Below are 18,740 nucleotides of genomic sequence, written 5' to 3' on the forward strand. Positions count from 1 at the left end.
TTTTGGCACGCTGTTGAGTTCTCAAGGAACGGTCGCTTCCTTTGTACTCACCCTCTCGGGCTTTCCTCCGGGCGCTTCCCTTCGGTCTTGCGTTTCCGACTCTATCAGATCTTTTCTCGACCCGATTTCCTCGGCGCTTTCCAGGTTCCCGCTTCCGCGTTTCCCTTTCCGGCGGCTCCGACTCTATCAGATCCTTTCGGGCCTGATTCCCAGTCAGCGGGGTTTGTCTTCGCGGCTGTTGGGCCGTTCCGACGAGTGAGACTTTAGCGGATTCCCCTGCTCCCGAGCCAATCGGGGGCCGCGTCCTTTCGAACGGGGATTCCTCATTCCGTAAATACGCATGCCAATGAAACGACGACAGAACTACTTCGTCGAGTAGTGGTTGGTACTTGCGGATTGGCTGCCCGGGGACCGACCGGGGTCGGCGCTCACGTCGGGCAACTCGGAGAACACTACGGATGGGGTCTGGGCGTGTCAACTCAAGGGCGGACGGCACTCCGGGGGCGTAGTCTGGGGGGCATGACGACGCGTACGTGTAGCCAGCTGTGGTGGGCCGCCTGACGGCGGCCGTCCTCACGTATGCACTCAACGGCCGCCGCTTCGGCGGCCGTTCTTGTTTCTCCCTCCAGGACCACCGGGGGGCGGCCGCCGGAGCGGCGGTCTCGGCCAGGAGGTGGAGGAGAGATGACACGGGTCTTCAGCGGGGTCAAGCCGACGGGGCATCTGACGCTGGGGAACTACCTGGGAGCCATGCGGCGGTGGGCTGCCGTCGACCAGCACGAGGCGGACGCCTTGTTCTGCGTCGTCGATCTGCACGCTCTGACCGTGGACCACGATCCCGCGCGGGTGCGCAGGCTGAGCCGGCAGGCGGCGACCTTGTTGCTGGCGTCCGGGCTGGATCCGGAGCTCTGCACGCTGTTCGTGCAGAGCCATGTGGACGAGCATGCGCGGCTGTCGTACGTGCTGGAGTGCGTGGCCACCGACGGTGAGATGCGGCGGATGATCCAGTACAAGGAGAAGGCCGCGCGGGAGCAGCGGCGGGGCGGGAGTGTGCGGCTGTCGCTGCTGACGTATCCCGTGCTGATGGCGGCGGACATCCTGGCGTACGCGGCCGATGAGGTGCCCGTGGGGGACGACCAGGTTCAGCACGTTGAGCTGACGCGGGATCTGGCGGTGCGGTTCAACCAGCGGTACGGGCATACGTTCGTGGTGCCTCGGGCCACGCGTCCGGGGGTGGCTGCGCGGGTGATGAACCTGCAGGATCCGACGTCGAAGATGGGCAAGAGCGATGACGTCGGGCCGGGGATCGTCTATCTGCTGGACGAGCCGGACGTGGTGCGGAAGAAGGTCATGCGGGCCGTGACCGACAGCGGGCAGGAGGTCGTGTACGACCGGGAGGCCCGGCCGGGGCTCGCCAATCTGCTGGAGATCCTCGCCGCGTGCTCGGGTGGGACTCCTGAGGAGCTGAGCGGTGCGTACGCGTCGTACGGGGACTTGAAGAAGGACACCGCTGAGGCTGTGGTCGAGGTGCTCAGGCCCGTCCAGGAGCGGCACAAGGAGTTGTGTGCGGATCCCGGTTATGTGGAGCGCGTGCTGCGGGACGGCGCGGAGCGGGCTCGGGGGATGGCTCGGCCGACCGTGGATGCGGCTTATCGCGCGATCGGGTTGCTGCCCGCCGTGCCGGAAGCGGCGGCGGACGCGGGTGGGGTCGGCGTGCTGAGGGTGTGAGGTGGTGCGGGCGTCGGGGGCGGGTCGGCCCCGACGCCCGCAGTGCTCCTCAGTTGTTGCCGGAGGCCAGGGCGCGGCTGCGGTCGCGGGCGGCTTCGAGGGCGGCGATGAGGGCGGCTCGTACGCCGTGGTTCTCGAGTTCTCGGATGGCGTTGATCGTCGTGCCGGCGGGGGACGTGACGTTCTCGCGGAGCTTGACGGGGTGTTCACCGCTGTCGCGGAGCATCGTCGCGGCGCCGATGGCGGACTGGACGATCAGGTCGTGGGCCTTGTCGCGGGGCAGGCCGAGGAGGATGCCCGCGTCGGTCATGGCTTCGACCAGGTAGAAGAAGTAGGCCGGGCCGGAGCCGGAGAGGGCCGTGCAGGCGTCCTGCTGGGACTCGGGGACGCGGAGCGTCTTGCCGACGGCGCCGAAGATCTCCTCGGTGTGGGCCAGGTGGTCGGCGGTGGCGTGCGTGCCGGCGGAGATGACGGACATGGCCTCGTCCACCAGGGCGGGGGTGTTCGTCATGACGCGGATGACCGGGGTGCCGGGGGCGAGGCGTTCCTCGAAGTACGCGGTGGTGATGCCGGCGGCGCCGCTGACGACCAGGCGGTCGGCGGGGACGTGGGGGGCGAGTTCGTCGAGGAGGGTGCCCATGTCCTGCGGTTTGACCGTGAGGATCAGGGTGTCGGCGATCTTCGCGGCTTCGGGGTTGGTGACCGGGGTGACGCCGTAGCGGGTGTGGAGTTCTTCGGCTCGTTCCTGGCGGCGGGTGGTGACCAGGAGGTCGGCCGGGGTCCAGCCGGCTCGGATCATTCCGCTGAGCAGGGCTTCACCGATCTTGCCGGTGCCGAGGACTGCGACTTTCTGGGTCATGGCGCGGGGTGCCTCCGGGGGTGCGTCGTCCGGGGTCCATCCTCGCATCGGGGAGGGGCCGGCGGCTTGGGTGTCCGTTGGGCGGGATGTCGGTGGTGCCCCGGGCGGCGCTGCCGGCTTATGCCGTCCTGCGTCGTAGGGTCGCCGCGCCCAGGGTGAGGACCAGCAGGGCGCAGCCGGCGACTATCAGGGTGTCGCGTACGAACGTGGCGGTCATGTCCGTGTGGCGGAGGACCTCGTTCATGCCGTCCACCGCGTAGGACATGGGGAGGACGTCGGAGATGACCTCCAGGGCCGGGTGCATGTTGTCGCGGGGTGTGAACAGGCCACAGAGGAGGAGCTGGGGGAAGATCACCGCCGGCATGAACTGGACCGCCTGGAATTCCGAGGCCGCGAAGGCCGAGACGAAGAGGCCGAGGGCCGTGCCGAGGAGGGCGTCGAGGAGGGCCACCAGGAGGAGGAGCCAGGGGCTGCCGGTGACGTCGAGGCCGAGGAACCAGACCGCGAGGCCCGTGGCCAGGGCGGACTGGATGATCGCGAGGGTGCCGAAGGCGAGGGCGTAGCCGGCGATGAGGTCGGCTTTGCCGAGGGGCATGGCGAGGAGGCGTTCGAGGGTGCCCGAGGTGCGTTCGCGCAGGGTGGCGATGGACGTCACCAGGAACATCGTGATCAGCGGGAAGATCCCGAGCAGGGACGCGCCGATGCTGTCGAAGGTGCGGGGGCTGCCGTCGAAGACGTAGCGCAGCAGGAACAGCATCACGCAGGGGATGAGGATCAGCAGTGCGATGGTGCGGGGGTCGTGGGTCAGCTGGCGCAGGACGCGGGTGGCGGTGGCCATGGTTCGGGACGCGCTCAGGGTCCGCGGCCGGGTGGGGGTGATCGTGGTGGTCATCGGGTCGTCTCCTTGGTGCGGGCTGCGGCCTTGGCCTCGTCCACCAGGTGCAGGAAGGCTTCCTCGACCGTGTCCGCGCCGGTGCGGGTGCGCAGGGCCTCGGGGGTGTCGTCGGCGAGGAGCTCGCCCTCGCGCATGAGGAGGAGGCGGTGGCAGCGCTCGGCCTCGTCCATGACGTGGGAGGAGACGAGGAGGGTCGCGCCGCGGCTCGCCGCGATGTCGTGGAAGAGGGTCCACAGGTCGCGGCGCAGGACAGGGTCGAGGCCGACGGTCGGTTCGTCGAGGACCAGGAGCTCGGGCGTGCCGAGGAGGGCGACGGCCAGGGAGACGCGGCTGCGCTGGCCGCCGGAGAGGTTGCCGGCCAGGGCGTCGGCGTGGGTGGTGAGGTCGACGTCGGCTATCGCGCGGGTGACGTTGTCGTGGCGGCGGTCGGCGGCGGGCCGGCCGGGGTCGAGTATCGCAGCGAAGTAGTCGAGGTTCTGGCGGACGGTCAGGTCGTCGTAGACGGACGGGGCCTGGGTGACGTAGCCGATGCGGGTGCGGAGGGTGGGGTGGCCTGCGGGGTGGCCTAGGACGTCGAGGGTGCCGGTGACCTTGGCCTGGGTGCCGACGATGGCGCGCATGAGGGTGGACTTGCCGCAGCCGGAGGGGCCCAGCAGGCCGGTGATCTGGCCTCGGGGGACGGTGAAGGCGAGATTGCGCAGGACCTTGCGGGGGCCGCGGGTGACGGTGAGGTCTTCGGCGTGGACGGCCGGGGGGTTCTTGGTGTGGGTTGCTGTGGGTTCCGTGGTGGTGCTGGTGACGGTGTTTGTGGTGCCTGTGGGGGTGCCTGTGGTGCCTGTGGGGGTGTCGGGGTGTGGTGGATCGGGAGCATTATTCATCATGTGATGAATAATGCTCCTGAGGGCTGGGGGCGTCAAGCGGGTGTCTTCGCCAGGAGGAGGATTACGTCGTAGACCTCTTCGACGATGCCGTCCGGGAAGGCCTTGAGGAGGTGCTCGCGTTCCTCGGCCAGGAAGGCCGCGGTGTGTTCCTCGCCGTGTACGAGGAAGACCGAGTGGCTGCCGATGTTGGCGAGGTGGGTGTCGATCGGGATGCGGCGGCTCCAGCGGACCGTGCGGCGGGTGAAGTCGAGGCGGCCGGTGGGGTCGGCGGCGCGGGCGTTGACGTTTCGTCGCTCGGCGGCCGTGTCGATGTCGAAGTGGCGTTCCGTGCGGGCGGCGGCTTCGGCGATCCACGGGACGTCCAGGGCGTCGGTGTTCCACCAGAGGGCGAGGGCGCCGCCGGGGCGCAGGACGCGGAGGGCCTCCGGGACGGAGCGGGACTGGTCGGTCCAGTGCCAGGCCTGGGCGTAGGTGACGAAGTCGACGGAGGCGTCGGCGAGGGGGAGGTCGTCGCCGGTGCCGCGGACGATCGGGACGTCGGGGAGGGTGCTGCGGAACTGGGCCGCCATGCCGTCGCCCGGTTCTACGGCGATGACGTGCGCGCCTCGGGCGTGGAGGAGGGCGGTCGCTATGCCGGTGCCGGCGCCGATGTCTGCGACGCGGGAGCCGGGGAGGGGGTGGTCGGCCAGGGCTTCTATCGCGTCGAAGAGGGCTGGAGGGTAGGAGGGGCGGTTGGCCGCGTATTGGGCTGCGGCCGTGTTGAAGGAGTGGGCGCGGGCGGCGCGGGTGGGGTGGTGGGCGGAGGAGTGTGTGGTCATACGGCCATGGTGGCCGGGGTGGGGGCGGGAGCTGGTGAGATTCCGGTGAGAGGCCCGGGAGTTATGCGGAGCGGCGCTTTTTCGACGGGTTGCCCGAGCGGCGGGTCGTGCGCTTCTCGTGGTGCCTGCGGGCTGCCTCGTACTCCTCGCGGTGGAGCTTTTCGCCGGGGGCCTCGGTGAGGGAGCGGAAGAAGTACGCGAGGAGGGAGCCGACGAAGCCGATGGTCAGGAGGCCGCGGAGGGAGGCCTGGCGGTCGGGGTCGGGGCGGCGGGTGAAGCCGTCCCAGGTGTGGCGGAAGGCCATCGCGCTGCAGATCGCGAACATCACGACCATGAGCAGGGTCACGAAGTTGCCGATCGCGGCGATCTGGAGGCCCTGGTAGGCGAGGCGGAGGACGAGGCAGGAGGCGACTGCGGTGGCCAGCGAGCCGAGGGCGACGCCGATGCGGCGGGCGGTGTAGCCGTTGTCGTGGTTCAGCCAGGTCGTGCCGAAGAAGCGGATCGGCTCGGGGCGGGGGGCGAGGGGGGCGTTCTCTGCGCTCACCGGTCGATTATGGCTTGGGGGTGTGGTCGTTGTATGCCTGCGGCGGCCTGGGGCTGCTTCGGTGGGGGGTGCGCGTAGCGCCTACCGGGGTGCGGTGGGTCGGGGCCGCGCCGGGGGTGTCCGTCCTCGGAACGGCGCGATGGGGTCGGATACCGACTAACCGTCCGTTGACGCGCCAACCGCTGCGGGCGGACACCCCCCGACACGTCCCCTTCCGTGCGTCGGCGGGTGCGGGCGCGTCTCGGCTTAGCTGCCGCAGGCCGCCGCGCTGCGGGCCGCATTAGCTGCGGGCAGTCGTGCCGCTTGGGGCGGCACGGGTGGGCGCAGCGGCACCCTCGTCGCGCCGAGTTGGGCGCCCACCCGGCCCCAGCATCTGCTGCCGCAGGTCACCCGCAGCGGGGGCGGATGTAGCCGTCGCTGCCCGTGTTCACGTAAGCGTCCGAGACGTACTGGCCGCTCGCGATGTTGTCCCAGATGTTCGTCGTGCCGTAGGGGCCCGTGACCGTGGTGCCGGGTGTCTGGCAGTGGATCGGGACTCGGGAGCCCTCGGGCAGGACCTTGACGATCGGGTAGCCGGTGCCGGGACCGCTGCGGACGTTGAGGCGGACGCCCGGTGCGACCGAGAAGTACGTGGCCGCGGCGGCCAGCGTGGTGACCAGCGGCTTGCCGGCCTCGTGTGTGCTGCGCTCGGCCTCTTCTACTGACATGAAAACCTCCCCCGTTGACCCCATGGCTGCCATGGGATCCCGTTGATTCCCCTGAATCACGCCATCAAACACCTGTACGTGACTCGCCAGCGGAGGCTAGCAAGCCGCCTCTGTCCCGTACGAGTCATCGACTAGGCTCCGTGCGTCGCGCGCGCGGACGAACAGCACGGGGGTGGTCCCATGGCGCCACAGCGGAACGTCGGAGCGGGCCCGGAAGCGGAACTTCCTGAGTACGCCGGTCACTACCGACTGGAGTCCTGTCTGGGCTCGGGCGGCATGGGCGTCGTCCATCTGGCCCGGAGCACGTCCGGGATGAAGGTCGCCGTGAAGGTCGTGCATGCGGAGTTCGCCAAGGACCCCGAGTTCAGGGGCCGTTTCCGGCAGGAGGTCGGGGCGGCGCGGCGGGTCAGCGGGGCTTTCACCGCGCCCGTCGTTGATGCCGATCCCGAGGCCGGACGGCCCTGGATGGCCACACTGTTCATTCCGGGCCCGACGCTGGCCCAGGAGGTGAAGCGGAACGGGCCCCTGGCCTCGGCGCAGTTGCGTCGGCTGATGGCCGGGCTCGCCGAGGCGCTGCGGGACATCCACCGGGTCGGGGTCGTGCACCGGGATCTGAAGCCGAGCAACGTGCTGCTCGCCGAGGACGGGCCGAAGGTCATCGACTTCGGCATTTCCCGGCCGAAAGACAGCGAGTTGCGGACCGAGACCGGGAAGTTGATCGGAACGCCGCCCTTCATGGCGCCGGAGCAGTTCCGGCGGCCCAGGGAAGTGGGGCCCGCCGCCGACGTGTTCGCCCTCGGGTCCGTCATGGTGCATGCGGCCACCGGGCGCGGGCCGTTCGACTCCGACAGTCCCTACGTCGTCGCCTACCAGGTGGTGCACGACGAGCCCGAGCTGGCCGGCGTACCGGAAGAGCTGGCGCCGCTCGTGCTGCGGTGTCTCGCCAAGGAGCCCGAGGACCGGCCCTCTCCCGACGAGTTGATGCGGGAGCTGCGGTCGGTGGCGGCCTCGTACGACACACAGGCGTTCATACCGGCCCAGCGTGTCGACGAGGTGGTGGTGGAGGAGGAAGCGGCGGCTGTTGCGGGGCAGGGCGGCGGGGTTTCTGACGCCGACCCGTCCGGGGTCGAGCAGCCGTCGCGTCGGTCCAGGTTGCGGCTCGGCAAGCGGGCCGCCCTCGGTGCCGGGGCTCTCGGGCTGGCCGTCGTCGGTGCGCTGGCGGCCGTTCCGCTCCTCGTGGGCGGGAGTCCGGCGTCCGAAGTCACCGCGCCGCGGACGACGGCGGCCGCGTTCTCGGCGTGGGAGGCGCCGCCGTTGTCCGGGGAGAGCATGCCTCAGTGTGCGTACGGGGCGGGGAAGCTGCTGTGTGCGCAGACCGGGCTGGTCTTCGCTCTCGATCCTGTCGACGGGCGGCTGCTGTGGCGGCATCCTCTGGACGGGGTCGCCGCGAGCGGGCCGCCGAGCGGCGCTCCGGTCGTGTCGGGTGGGCTGGTGCCGGCCGGGCTGGGCCAGGGGCGGCGGATGACGATGCTCGATCCCGGCTCGGGTGACGTGGAGCGGCGGCAGGAGCTGCCCGCGTACGGGGGGCTGCGGGCCGTCGGCGGCATGCTGCTGCTCACGGCGGCCGACGGGACGGTGAGCGGGGTGGAGAGCGCCTCGGGTGAGGTGAAGTGGAGTCATCGGATTCCGGGGCAGGACGTGCCGTATTTCGTCTCGTTCCCCGGGGATCCGCTGGCCTACGCGGCGAGTACGTCCGGTGATGGGGCCCGCACGACAGTCACGGCGGTGGACCCGGGCACGGGTGACGTGCGGTGGCACGCGCGGCTGGAGGGGGCCTTGCAGCCTCTCGGCACTGGGGACGGGGCGGTCGTGTTCGTGGCGGTCGACGCCGTGCGCGGGGAGGCTCGGGCCGTGGTCCGTTACGACCCGGAGCGCCGGGCGAGTGTGCGGGTGCCGTTGCGCATCCCGCTGCAGCAGGTGGCGGGGAGTGTGCACGGGGACGTCGTGCACCTCATGGCGACGGGTGGTGCGCTGGTCGCCGTCGATCTGGAGGCGCGCAGGCAGCGGTGGAGTCTGGAGACGGGGGTCGTCCGGGGGTCGACGCCGGTCGCCGACGACCGGTACGTGTACGTCACCGCGCCGGACGGGCGGCTGCTCGCCGTCGACGCGCGGCGCGGGAAGCTCGTCGGGCAGACGTCTCCGCGGCTGGGCGAACGGTCGGACCGGGTGCCGGCCGCGCTTCCCGAGCCCGTGCTCGTGGGCGACCGTGTCTATGCCGGTGCGCCGGACGGGTCCGTCTTCGCCGTGAGCGGGCGTGATCCGTCGGGGTGGTAGTGCGTACGCGGAAGGGCCGCGCCCGGGAGACCGGGGGCGGCCCTTGTGCGTGGAGTGGTCAGCCCAGCTTCGTGACGTCCCGCACGGCGCCCTTGTCGGCGCTGGTCGCCATCGCCGCGTAGGCCCGCAGTGCCGCCGAGACCTTGCGGTCGCGGTTCTTCGGGGCGTACACGCCGTTCAGCGCCTGCTCGCGGCGGGCCAGCTCGGCGTCGTCGACGAGGAGCTCGATGGTGCGGTTCGGGATGTCGATGCGGATGCGGTCGCCGTCCTCGACGAGGGCGATGGTGCCGCCGGCGGCCGCCTCGGGCGAGGCGTGGCCGATGGAGAGGCCGGACGTGCCGCCGGAGAAGCGGCCGTCGGTGATCAGGGCGCAGGCCTTGCCGAGGCCGCGGCCCTTCAGGTACGAGGTCGGGTAGAGCATCTCCTGCATGCCGGGGCCGCCCTTGGGGCCCTCGTAGCGGATGACGACGACGTCGCCCTCCTTGACCTGCTTCAGCAGGATCTTCTCGACGGCCTCCTCCTGCGACTCGCAGACGACCGCCGGGCCCTCGAAGGTCCAGATCGACTCGTCGACGCCGGCCGTCTTCACCACGCAGCCGTCGACCGCGAGGTTGCCCTTGAGGACCGCGAGGCCGCCGTCCTTGGAGTACGCGTGCTCGACGGAGCGGATGCAGCCGCCCTCGGCGTCCTCGTCGAGGGCCTCCCAGCGCTCGGACTGGGAGAAGGCCTCGGCGGAGCGGACGCAGCCGGGGGCCGCGTGCCACAGCTCGACCGCCTCGGGGGACGGGGAGCCGCCGCGCACGTCCCAGGTCTTCAGCCAGTCGGACAGGGACGGGCTGTGGACCGCGTGCACGTCCTCGTTGAGCAGGCCCGCGCGGTGCAGCTCGCCGAGGAGGGCGGGGATGCCGCCGGCGCGGTGCACGTCCTCCATGTAGTACGTGCGGTCCTTGGCGACGTTCGGCGCCACCTTGGCCAGGCAGGGGACCCTGCGGGAGACCGCGTCGATCTCCTCCAGGCCGAAGGGGACGCCGGCCTCCTGGGCCGCCGCCAGCAGGTGCAGGATCGTGTTGGTCGAGCCGCCCATCGCGATGTCGAGGGCCATCGCGTTCTCGAAGGCCGCGAAGGTGGCGACGTTGCGCGGCAGGACCGTCTCGTCGTCCTGCTCGTAGTAGCGGCGGGTGATGTCCATGACCGTGTTGGCCGCGTCGACGTAGAGCTGCTTGCGCGCGGTGTGGGTGGCCAGGACCGAGCCGTTGCCGGGGAGGGAGAGGCCGATGGCCTCGGTCAGGCAGTTCATCGAGTTGGCGGTGAACATGCCGGAACAGCTGCCGCAGGTCGGACAGGCGTTCTCCTCGATGCGGAGGATGTCCTCGTCCGAGATCTTCTCGTTCACGGCCTCGGACATCGCGTCGACCAGGTCCAGCGTGCGGACCGTGCCGTCGACGAGCGTGGCCCGGCCGGACTCCATCGGGCCGCCGGAGACGAAGACCGTCGGGATGTTCAGGCGCAGGGCCGCGTTGAGCATGCCCGGGGTGATCTTGTCGCAGTTGGAGATGCAGATCAGGGCGTCGGCGCAGTGGGCCTCGACCATGTACTCCACGCTGTCCGCGATCAGGTCGCGGGAGGGGAGGCTGTAGAGCATGCCGCCGTGGCCCATGGCGATGCCGTCGTCGACGGCGATCGTGTTGAACTCGCGCGGGATGCCGCCGGCCTCGACGATCGCCTCGCTGACGATCCTGCCCACCGGCTGGAGGTGGGTGTGGCCCGGCACGAACTCCGTGAAACTGTTGGCGACCGCGATGATCGGCTTGCGGCCGATGTCCGCACCCGGTACACCGGAGGCGCGCATAAGGGCGCGGGCGCCCGCCATGTTGCGGCCGTGGGTGACTGTGCGGGACCTCAGCTCGGGCATCGTCGCTCGCTCCTTCAGAGACTGCGTCAGAGGATTCGGAGATTTCTGACTCCTACCGAGCGTACGCCGGTCATCCAGAGGGCGGGACGGAGTGTCCGGAATGCGGGATGCATGTCTCGGCCGGCGGCGGTTCAGGACCCGGTGAGGTGGCCCTGCACGACCGGTGCCAGGCGCGCGATGATCTGCTCGGGGTCCGCCGAGGCCAGCGGCTCGACCTTGATGACGTACCGCAGCATCGCGGTGCCCACGAGCTGGGCGGCGGCGAGCTCGGCCCGCAATTCCGCGTCCGGCAGGTCCAGTTGTCCCGCGATGCGGCGCAGCACCTGGGTGGCGACGATACGGCGGAAGACGGCGGCCGCCGTGTCGTTGGTGACGGCGGAGCGGACGATGGCGAGCAGGGGCGCGCGGGTCGCCGGGTTCTCCCAGACGCCGAAGAAGAAGCGGGCCAGGCGCTCCCCGACGCCGTCGAGCGGGCCCTCCTCGATGGCCTTCGGCGCGTCGAGGGCGGGTCCGAAGGACAGGGTGATCGCCGCCTCGAAGACCTGCTCCTTCGTCCCGAAGTAGTGGTGCACGAGCGCCGGGTCGACCCCGGCCGCCTTGGCGATGCCGCGTACGGACGTCTTCTCGTAGCCGCGCTCGGAGAACTCCTCACGGGCGGCGGTCAGGATGCGGTCCCTGGTGTCGGCCGACTCCGTGCGCGGCGGGCGGCCTCGGCGGCGGGCGGTGGCCCCCGTGCCCGGGCCGGTGCCGGCCGGGGGCACGTCGCTCATCGCCTCGGCACCTTCACCGCCGAGGCCAGGTGCAGGCGCGTGAAGGCCAGTGCCTCCGCAAGGTCGGCCTCGCGCTCCGCGCTGGACATGGCGCGGCGGGTGTTGACCTCGATCACGACGTGCCCGTCGAAGCCGGTGAGGGCGAGCCGCTCCAGCACCTCTGCGCAGGGCTGGGTGCCGCGGCCGGGCACGAGGTGCTCGTCCTTGGCCGAGCCCCTGCCGTCGGCGAGGTGGACGTGGCCCAGGCGGTCGCCCATGCGGTCGACCATGGCCAGCGCGTCGCTGCGGGCCGTCGCGGTGTGGCTGAGGTCGATCGTGAAGTGGCGGTAGTCGTCCTTCGTCACGTCCCAGTCGGGGGCGTACGCCAGCATCTCGCGGTCGCGGTAGCGCCAGGGGTACATGTTCTCGACGGCGAACCGTACGTCCGTCTCGTTGGCCATGCGCCAGATGCCGGCGACGAAGTCCCTGGCGTACTGGCGCTGCCAGCGGAACGGGGGGTGGACGACGACCGTGCTCGCGTCGAGCTTCTCGGCCGCCGCGCGGGCCCGCTGGAGCTTGGTCCAGGGGTCCGTGGACCAGACGCGCTGCGTGATGAGCAGGCAGGGGGCGTGGACGGCCAGGACCGGGATCTGGTGGTAGTCGCTGAGTCTGCGCAGGGCCTCGATGTCCTGGCTGACCGGGTCGGTCCAGACCATGACCTCGACTCCGTCGTAGCCCAGGCGCGCGGCGATCTCGAAGGCCGTGGCCGTCGACTCCGGGTAGACCGAGGCCGTCGACAGGGCGACCTTCGCGTCCGGGATCCTTACGGCTGGCTCTGCCATGCAGGACAGATTACGGGGTGTGGTCGGGGTGGAGCGGGGTGCCTATTCGCCGTTGTGGTGTTTGCCATAGACGGCCCCGCCCTCGCTGCGGGCTCACACCGACTCCATGTGATCCAGGCGGCGGAGGATCACGCCCTCTCTCAGTGCCCACGGGCAGATCTCCAGGCGCTCCACGCCGAAGAGGTCCATCGCGGCCTCGGCCACCAGGGCGCCCGCCAGCAGCTGGCCCGCCCTGCCCTCCGAGACGCCCGGGAGCTCGGCCCGTTCCGCCTCCGTCATGCCGGCCAGCCTCGGGACCCATTCCTCCAGGGACTTCCGCTTGAGTTCGCGCTGGACGTAGAGGCCCTCGGCGGAGCGGGCCGCGCCGGCGATGCGGGCGAGTTGCTTGAAGGTCTTGGACGTGGCGACGACGCGGTCGGGCGGGCCGAAGCGGCTGAACTCGCCGACCGTGCGGGCGACCTCGGTCCGGACGTGGCGGCGCAGCGCCCGGACGTCGTCCGGGGCGGGCGGGTCGCCGGGCAGCCAGCCTGCGGTGAGGCGGCCGGCGCCCAGCGGCAGGGAGGCGGCCGCGTCGGGCTCCTCGTCGATGCCGTAGGCGATCTCCAGGGAGCCGCCACCGATGTCCAGGACCAGCAGTTTCCCGGCCGACCAGCCGAACCAGCGGCGGGCGGCGAGGAAGGTGAGGCGGGCTTCCTCCTCGCCCGTGAGGACCTGGAGCTCGACGCCGGTCTCGGTGCGCACGCGCGCGAGGACGTCGTCGGCGTTGCGGGCCTCGCGCACGGCGGAGGTGGCGAACGTCAGGAGGTCCTCGACGCCCTTGTCCTCGGCGGCCTGGAGCGACTCCTGGACGACCGAGATCAGCCGGTCGACGCCCTGGGGGCCTATCGCGCCGTCGTCGTCGAGGAGCTGGGCGAGGCGCAGTTCCGCCTTGTGCGAGTGCGCGGGCAACGGGCACGCGCCGGGGTGCGCGTCCACCACGAGCAGATGCACCGTGTTCGATCCCACGTCGAGGACACCGAGTCTCATGTACGGAACGCTACTGCCAGCCGTGCCGTCCGCCGTCCTCGGTGTGGGTACAAGGCCCGTACTCTGGACTCGTGCCAAAGACGAAAAAGGCGAAGCGCGACAAATCACCGGGCGTCCCGCGCTCCGGCGAGAAGGGTCCCGACGAGAAGGGCCTCGACTTCGCCCGCGCGTGGGTGGAGTTTCCTGATCCGGCGGACGACGAGCAGGTCTTCCGCTGCGATCTGACATGGCTGACCTCTCGCTGGAACTGCATCTTCGGCAGCGGCTGCCAGGGCATCCAGGCCGGCCGCGCGGACGACGGGTGCTGCACGCTGGGTGCCCACTTCTCCGACGAGGACGACGAGAAGCGGGTCGCCGAGCATGTGGCGAGGCTCACCCCGGACATCTGGCAGCACCACGCCGAGGGCACGAGCAACGGCTGGATCTCCGAGGACGAGGACGGGGACCGGCAGACGCGCCCCTTCCAGGGCTCGTGCATCTTCCAGAACCGGCCCGGCTTCGCGGGCGGCGCGGGCTGCTCGCTGCACATCCTCGCCCTGAAGGAGGGCCGGGAACCGCTGGAGACCAAGCCGGACGTGTGCTGGCAGCTGCCGGTGCGGCGGACCTACGAGTGGATCGACCGGCCCGACGACACGCGCGTGCTCCAGGTGTCGATCGGTGAGTACGACCGCCGCGGCTGGGGGCCGGGCGGCCACGACCTGCACTGGTGGTGCACCTCGGCGACCTCGGCGCACGGCGCGGGCGAGCCGGTGTACGTCTCCTACCGGCCGGAGCTGATCGAACTGATGGGCAAGGCCGGCTACGACCGGCTGGTCGAGCTGTGCGAGGAGCGGCTTGCTTCGCAGCTGCCGTTGCTGGCGCCGCATCCTGCGGATCCGGTCGACTGACCGTCTAGGACGTGGACGGGCTCGGGTCGCCGCTGTCCGAGGGCGGGGGCGACGAGTCCGTCGGGTCCGACGGGTCCGGGTCCGTGGGTGTGGGGTCCGGGTCGGGTGACGGGGGCGGAGTGGTCGGCGCCGGGTCCGGTGGTGCCGAGGTCGAGGGCGTCGGGTCGGGCTGGGTCGGGGGCGGGTCGCCCGGGTCGCTGGGGTGGGGGTCCGGGCGCGGGCCGGGGCCGGAGGGGCTGGGCGCGGTGCCGTAGCCCGCGATGTGGACGACGGCGCCCACCGGTGCGACCGCCACCTGCGCGTGCCAGGGGCCGGCGGGCTCCCGCAGATGGTCGACGTACACCTTGATCGTCAACGACTCGCCGGGCCGGAGCGTTCCCGACGACTGGCTCAGGTAGAGCCAGTCCGCTCCCGTGGACGCGGACCAGCGGACCGGGGCCGGGCCCGTGGCGGTCAGGGTGACGAGTGTGGTGTCGCCGCTGTTGTCCGCCGTGACGTCCAGGGTGCTCGTACGGCCGGCGCCGGCGACGCCGAGGACCTCCACGGAGACGTCGGCCTTGCCGTCCTTGCGGAAGCGGGGGCCGGGCCTGGTGCTCGCGTTGCCGGTGTTCTCGTAGCCGCCGCCGGCCATCTCGCCGTCCAGGGCGAACGGGTCGTCCGCCTCGCGTGCGGAGGCGGAGCGGCCGTCCTGGGCCTCGCCGACGGGGGTGCCCCGGTAGGCGGCCCACAGGGCGAGCACGGGGGCGGCCACGACGGTGGCGACGACGGTCGTCGTGACGGCACGCGCGCGGAGGCGGTCCCTTCGGGCGGCGCGGTCCTTGGGGTCCATCGGGAAGCCGCGCCGGTCGAAGCGGGGTCCGGCGCCACGCGCGCGTGCGTGCCGGCCCATGGCGACGTGCAGGGCCGCGCGCGGGGCGGACAGGACGGGCAGTTCGGCGGGTGTGACGCTGGTGCCGGGCCAGCGGCCGGGGATGGCGCGCTCGGCGGTGCGGCGGCAGCGCGGGCAGTCGTCGACGTGCCGGACGAGTTCGCGGCGCAGGGTCGTGCCGAGCACGGGCCGGTCCTCGCCGACGAGGTGGGCGACGCTCGGACACGCCCCGGTCTCGACGACGGCGAGGGCCGCACGCGTGCGTTCGACCTCGCAGGCGGCGGAGGCGAGCAGGTCGCGGGCGGCGGCCAGGTCCATGCCCAGGACGGCGGCGACCTCGTGGGCGGCGAGGTGGTGGCGCACGGCCAGTTCGAGCGCCTCGCGCTGCTCCGGGGCGGTGCCGGCGGCCTCCGGCCAGGCCAGCAGGGCCAGTTCCTGCCGCCGCCGCTCCTGGACCTCCTCGGAGACGGCCGGGCCGGACGGCCGGTCGGCGGACTGCGTGCGGCCGGCGGCATGACTGCTCTGACGTTTCTGCTTGGCCTCGGCCAGCTTGCGCAGGCACGCCCAGCGGGCCAGCGCGTACAGCCACGCCCGGCGGTCGGCGGGGGCGTCGGGGACGTGCCGGCCGCGGCGTTCGGCGAGGGCGAGGGCGTCGCCCAGGGCTGCGGTCGCGGCGTCGTGGTCGCACAGCACGGACAGGCAGTAGGTGAACAGGCCGTCCAGGTAGGGCTCGTAGCGCGCGGGCGGCCGCTGCGCCAGCGTGCGCGCCGCCCCGCGGTCACGCGCTTCCCGGTGCGCCCGGTGCGGGCCGGCCGTGCGGGTGGAGCGGGTCGAGATCTCCGGAGTACTGCTCATCATTCGGCGACCGTAGGGGGCCGGGAGTGACACCTTACGGCGGCTTGAGCACATTTAATCCGTACGGGTGAAACGATCCCTCAATCGGGGACATGAACCAGTGGTTCCGGCGCTGGCGCGGGGTGGCGGGGCCCTGGCGCACAGGTGGCCGCCCCGGTCGGTCCGCGCGTTGTCAGTGCCGACGGCTACGGTTTCGTCCATGGCTGCCCGTACGAAGACCACCAAGGACCGCCCGTCCTACCGCTGCACGGAGTGCGGCTGGCAGACGGCGAAGTGGCTCGGCCGCTGCCCCGAGTGCCAGGCCTGGGGGACGGTCGAGGAGTACGGCGCGCCCGCGGTCCGTACGACGACGCCGGGCCGGGTCACCACCTCCGCCCTGCCCATCGGCCAGGTGGACGGCCGCCAGGCCACCGCCCGCCCCACCGGCGTGCCCGAGCTGGACCGCGTGCTCGGCGGCGGACTCGTCCCCGGCGCGGTCGTGCTGGTCGCGGGCGAGCCGGGTGTCGGCAAGTCGACGCTGCTGCTCGACGTGGCGGCCAAGTCGGCGAGCGACGAGCACCGCACGCTGTACGTCACGGGCGAGGAGTCGGCGAGCCAGGTCCGGCTGCGCGCCGACCGCATCGGCGCCATCGACGACCACCTCTACCTGGCCGCGGAGACGGATCTGGCGGCGGTGCTGGGCCACTTGGACGCGGTGAAGCCGTCGCTGCTGATCATGGACTCGGTGCAGACGGTGGCCTCACCGGAGATCGACGGCGCGCCCGGCGGCATGGCCCAGGTGCGGGAGGTGGCCGGAGCCCTGATCCGGGCCTCCAAGGAGCGCGGCATGTCCACGCTGCTCGTGGGCCATGTCACCAAGGACGGCGCCATCGCGGGCCCGCGCCTCCTGGAGCACCTCGTGGACGTCGTCCTGAGCTTCGAGGGCGACCGGCACGCCCGCCTCCGGCTCGTCCGGGGCGTCAAGAACCGCTACGGCACCACCGACGAGGTCGGCTGCTTCGAGCTGCACGACGAGGGCATCACGGGCCTGGCCGACCCGAGCGGACTCTTCCTGACCCGTCGGGCCGAACCGGTCCCGGGCACCTGCCTGACCGTCACCCTGGAGGGCCGCCGCCCGCTGGTCGCCGAGGTCCAGGCGCTCACGGTCGACTCGCAGATCCCCTCCCCGCGCCGCACCACCTCGGGCCTGGAGACCTCCCGCGTGTCGATGATGCTCGCGGTGCTGGAACAGCGCGGCCGGATCAGCGCCTTGGGCAAGAGGGACATCTACTCCGCGACGGTCGGCGGTGTGAAGCTCTCGGAGCCCGCCGCGGACCTGGCCGTCGCCCTCGCCCTGGCCAGCGCGGCGAGTGACACACCTCTCCCCAAGAACCTCGTCGCGATCGGGGAAGTCGGTCTCGCCGGCGAGGTGAGACGGGTCACTGGTGTGCAGCGCAGGCTGGCCGAAGCCCACCGTCTGGGCTTCACACACGCCCTCGTACCGGGCGACCCGGGCAAGATTCCCTCGGGTATGAAGGTCCTGGAGGTAGCGGACATAGGGGACGCCCTGCGGGTCCTCCCCCGGTCCCGTCGCAGAGAGGCCCCCCGGGACGAGGAGGGTCGCCGGTAGACTTTGCCCTGGTCTCGCCCGTCCGTGCGAACCGAGCGCGCGACACGGGGGCGCCCAGAACCTGCGACCGGAGGAGTGCAGTGGCAGCCAACGACCGGGCATCAGCTCCCGGAAAGTCCGGCGGGAGTGCCGGTACCGATGGCCTGATGCGCGCCTCGCTGAGCGCCGTGGCACCCGGCACCGCCCTGCGTGACGGCCTGGAGCGCGTGCTCCGCGGCAACACCGGCGGACTCATCGTCCTCGGCTCCGACAAGACGGTCGAGGCGCTCTGTACCGGCGGTTTCGTGCTGGACGTCGAGTTCACCGCGACCCGTCTGCGCGAGCTGTGCAAGCTGGACGGCGGCATCGTGCTGTCCTCGGACCTGTCGAAGATCCTGCGCGCGGGCGTGCAGCTGGTCCCGGACCCGACGATCCCCACGGAGGAGACGGGCACCCGGCACCGCACCGCGGACCGCGTCAGCAAGCAGGTCGGCTTCCCGGTCGTCTCGGTCTCCCAGTCGATGCGGCTGATCGCCCTGTACGTGGACGGCCAGCGCCGCGTCCTGGAGGACTCGGCGGCGATCCTGTCCCGTGCCAACCAGGCCCTGGCGACCCTGGAGCGCTACAAGCTCCGCCTCGACGAGGTCGCGGGCACGCTGTCGGCGCTGGAGATCGAGGACCTGGTGACCGTCCGGGACGTCTCGGCGGTCGCCCAGCGCCTGGAGATGGTGCGCCGCATCGCCACGGAGATCGCCGAGTACGTGGTGGAGCTGGGCACGGACGGCCGGCTGCTGGCCCTCCAGCTCGACGAGCTGATCGCCGGCGTGGAGCCCGAGCGCGAGCTGGTCGTCCGGGACTACGTGCCCGAGCCCACCGCCAAGCGCTCCCGCACGGTCGACGAGGCGCTGGCCGAGCTGGACGCCCTCACCCACGCCGAGCTTCTCGAACTGCCCACGGTGGCCCGGGCGTTGGGCTACACCGGCTCGCCCGAGACGCTGGACTCGGCGGTGTCTCCGCGTGGCTTCCGCCTGCTCGCCAAGGTGCCCCGGCTCCCCGGCGCGATCATCGACCGCCTGGTCGAGCACTTCGGCGGCCTCCAGAAGCTGCTCGCCGCGAGCGTCGACGACCTCCAGACGGTGGACGGCGTCGGCGAGGCCCGGGCGCGCAGCGTCCGGGAGGGGCTGTCGCGGCTGGCGGAGTCGTCGATCCTGGAGCGGTACGTCTGACGCTCACGTCATCGCTTGAGC

At 71.7% G+C, this 18,740-nt stretch carries 16 protein-coding genes; 5 read left to right on the top strand and 11 right to left on the bottom strand.

Annotated features, from left to right (window positions below; genetic code table 11):
• Window positions 1-684: 684 nt before the first annotated feature.
• On the top strand, window positions 685-1,728 hold the full coding sequence (trpS, locus tag MQE23_RS19435; RefSeq protein ID WP_243379705.1) for a tryptophan--tRNA ligase: 1,044 nt from the start codon (window positions 685-687) through the stop codon (window positions 1,726-1,728).
• A 49-nt stretch (window positions 1,729-1,777) separates the two neighbouring features.
• Here trpS and proC read toward each other — a convergent pair whose 3' ends face one another.
• The 6 genes from proC to MQE23_RS19465 form a co-directional block, all read right to left on the bottom strand.
• On the bottom strand, window positions 1,778-2,587 hold the full coding sequence (gene proC, locus MQE23_RS19440; protein ID WP_020275643.1) for a pyrroline-5-carboxylate reductase: 810 nt from the start codon (window positions 2,585-2,587) through the stop codon (window positions 1,778-1,780).
• Between the two features lie 118 nt (window positions 2,588-2,705).
• Complete coding sequence (locus tag MQE23_RS19445) at window positions 2,706-3,479, bottom strand: ABC transporter permease (protein WP_243379706.1); 774 nt, start codon at window positions 3,477-3,479, stop codon at window positions 2,706-2,708.
• Window positions 3,476-4,363, bottom strand: coding sequence for an ABC transporter ATP-binding protein (locus tag MQE23_RS19450; RefSeq protein WP_243379707.1), 888 nt, complete (start codon window positions 4,361-4,363; stop codon window positions 3,476-3,478). The genes MQE23_RS19445 and MQE23_RS19450 overlap by 4 nt, the downstream gene beginning before the upstream one ends.
• Window positions 4,364-4,395: 32 nt before the next feature.
• Window positions 4,396-5,181: a class I SAM-dependent methyltransferase gene (locus MQE23_RS19455; protein WP_020275640.1), complete on the bottom strand. Its 786-nt coding sequence runs from the start codon at window positions 5,179-5,181 to the stop codon at window positions 4,396-4,398.
• 61 nt (window positions 5,182-5,242) lie between these two features.
• The gene (locus tag MQE23_RS19460) at window positions 5,243-5,725 is read right to left on the bottom strand and encodes a hypothetical protein (RefSeq protein WP_020275639.1); all 483 of its coding nucleotides are present in this window, start codon (window positions 5,723-5,725) and stop codon (window positions 5,243-5,245) included.
• 386 nt (window positions 5,726-6,111) lie between these two features.
• Window positions 6,112-6,432, bottom strand: a complete 321-nt coding sequence (locus tag MQE23_RS19465) for an SH3 domain-containing protein (protein WP_020275638.1) — start codon at window positions 6,430-6,432, stop codon at window positions 6,112-6,114.
• 180 nt (window positions 6,433-6,612) lie between these two features.
• Between MQE23_RS19465 and MQE23_RS19470 the strand changes: the two genes are divergently transcribed.
• Window positions 6,613-8,766 carry a serine/threonine-protein kinase gene (locus MQE23_RS19470; protein ID WP_243379708.1) on the top strand — a complete coding sequence of 718 codons (2,154 nt, stop codon included), beginning with the start codon at window positions 6,613-6,615 and terminating at the stop codon, window positions 8,764-8,766.
• A 58-nt stretch (window positions 8,767-8,824) separates the two neighbouring features.
• Here the strand turns inward: MQE23_RS19470 and ilvD are convergent, their stop codons facing one another.
• From ilvD to MQE23_RS19490, 4 genes are all read right to left on the bottom strand, one after another.
• The gene (ilvD, locus tag MQE23_RS19475; protein WP_020275635.1) at window positions 8,825-10,678 is read right to left on the bottom strand and encodes a dihydroxy-acid dehydratase; all 1,854 of its coding nucleotides are present in this window, start codon (window positions 10,676-10,678) and stop codon (window positions 8,825-8,827) included.
• A gap of 131 nt (window positions 10,679-10,809) precedes the next feature.
• Complete coding sequence (locus MQE23_RS19480) at window positions 10,810-11,448, bottom strand: TetR family transcriptional regulator (protein WP_020275634.1); 639 nt, start codon at window positions 11,446-11,448, stop codon at window positions 10,810-10,812.
• A complete protein-coding gene (locus MQE23_RS19485) occupies window positions 11,445-12,269 on the bottom strand; it encodes a sugar phosphate isomerase/epimerase (protein WP_243379709.1) in 825 nt (274 codons plus the stop codon). Before MQE23_RS19485 ends, MQE23_RS19480 begins: the two co-directional genes overlap by 4 nt.
• A 93-nt stretch (window positions 12,270-12,362) precedes the next feature.
• Window positions 12,363-13,295 carry a Ppx/GppA phosphatase family protein gene (locus tag MQE23_RS19490; protein WP_243379710.1) on the bottom strand — a complete coding sequence of 311 codons (933 nt, stop codon included), beginning with the start codon at window positions 13,293-13,295 and terminating at the stop codon, window positions 12,363-12,365.
• A gap of 71 nt (window positions 13,296-13,366) precedes the next feature.
• Here MQE23_RS19490 and MQE23_RS19495 point away from each other — a divergent pair, with 71 nt between their 5' ends.
• Window positions 13,367-14,182, top strand: coding sequence for a hypothetical protein (locus MQE23_RS19495; RefSeq protein WP_037672020.1), 816 nt, complete (start codon window positions 13,367-13,369; stop codon window positions 14,180-14,182).
• 4 nt (window positions 14,183-14,186) lie between these two features.
• Here the strand turns inward: MQE23_RS19495 and MQE23_RS19500 are convergent, their stop codons facing one another.
• On the bottom strand, window positions 14,187-15,908 hold the full coding sequence (locus tag MQE23_RS19500) for a hypothetical protein (RefSeq protein ID WP_243379711.1): 1,722 nt from the start codon (window positions 15,906-15,908) through the stop codon (window positions 14,187-14,189).
• A gap of 196 nt (window positions 15,909-16,104) precedes the next feature.
• Between MQE23_RS19500 and radA the strand changes: the two genes are divergently transcribed.
• On the top strand, window positions 16,105-17,514 hold the full coding sequence (radA, locus tag MQE23_RS19505; protein ID WP_020275630.1) for a DNA repair protein RadA: 1,410 nt from the start codon (window positions 16,105-16,107) through the stop codon (window positions 17,512-17,514).
• 80 nt (window positions 17,515-17,594) lie between these two features.
• The gene (gene disA, locus MQE23_RS19510) at window positions 17,595-18,719 is read left to right on the top strand and encodes a DNA integrity scanning diadenylate cyclase DisA (protein WP_029181796.1); all 1,125 of its coding nucleotides are present in this window, start codon (window positions 17,595-17,597) and stop codon (window positions 18,717-18,719) included.
• The last annotated feature ends 21 nt before the right edge of the window (window positions 18,720-18,740 follow it).

It is taken from the genome of Streptomyces sp. HP-A2021 (assembly GCF_022807935.1).
Lineage (GTDB): Bacteria > Actinomycetota > Actinomycetes > Streptomycetales > Streptomycetaceae > Streptomyces > Streptomyces afghaniensis.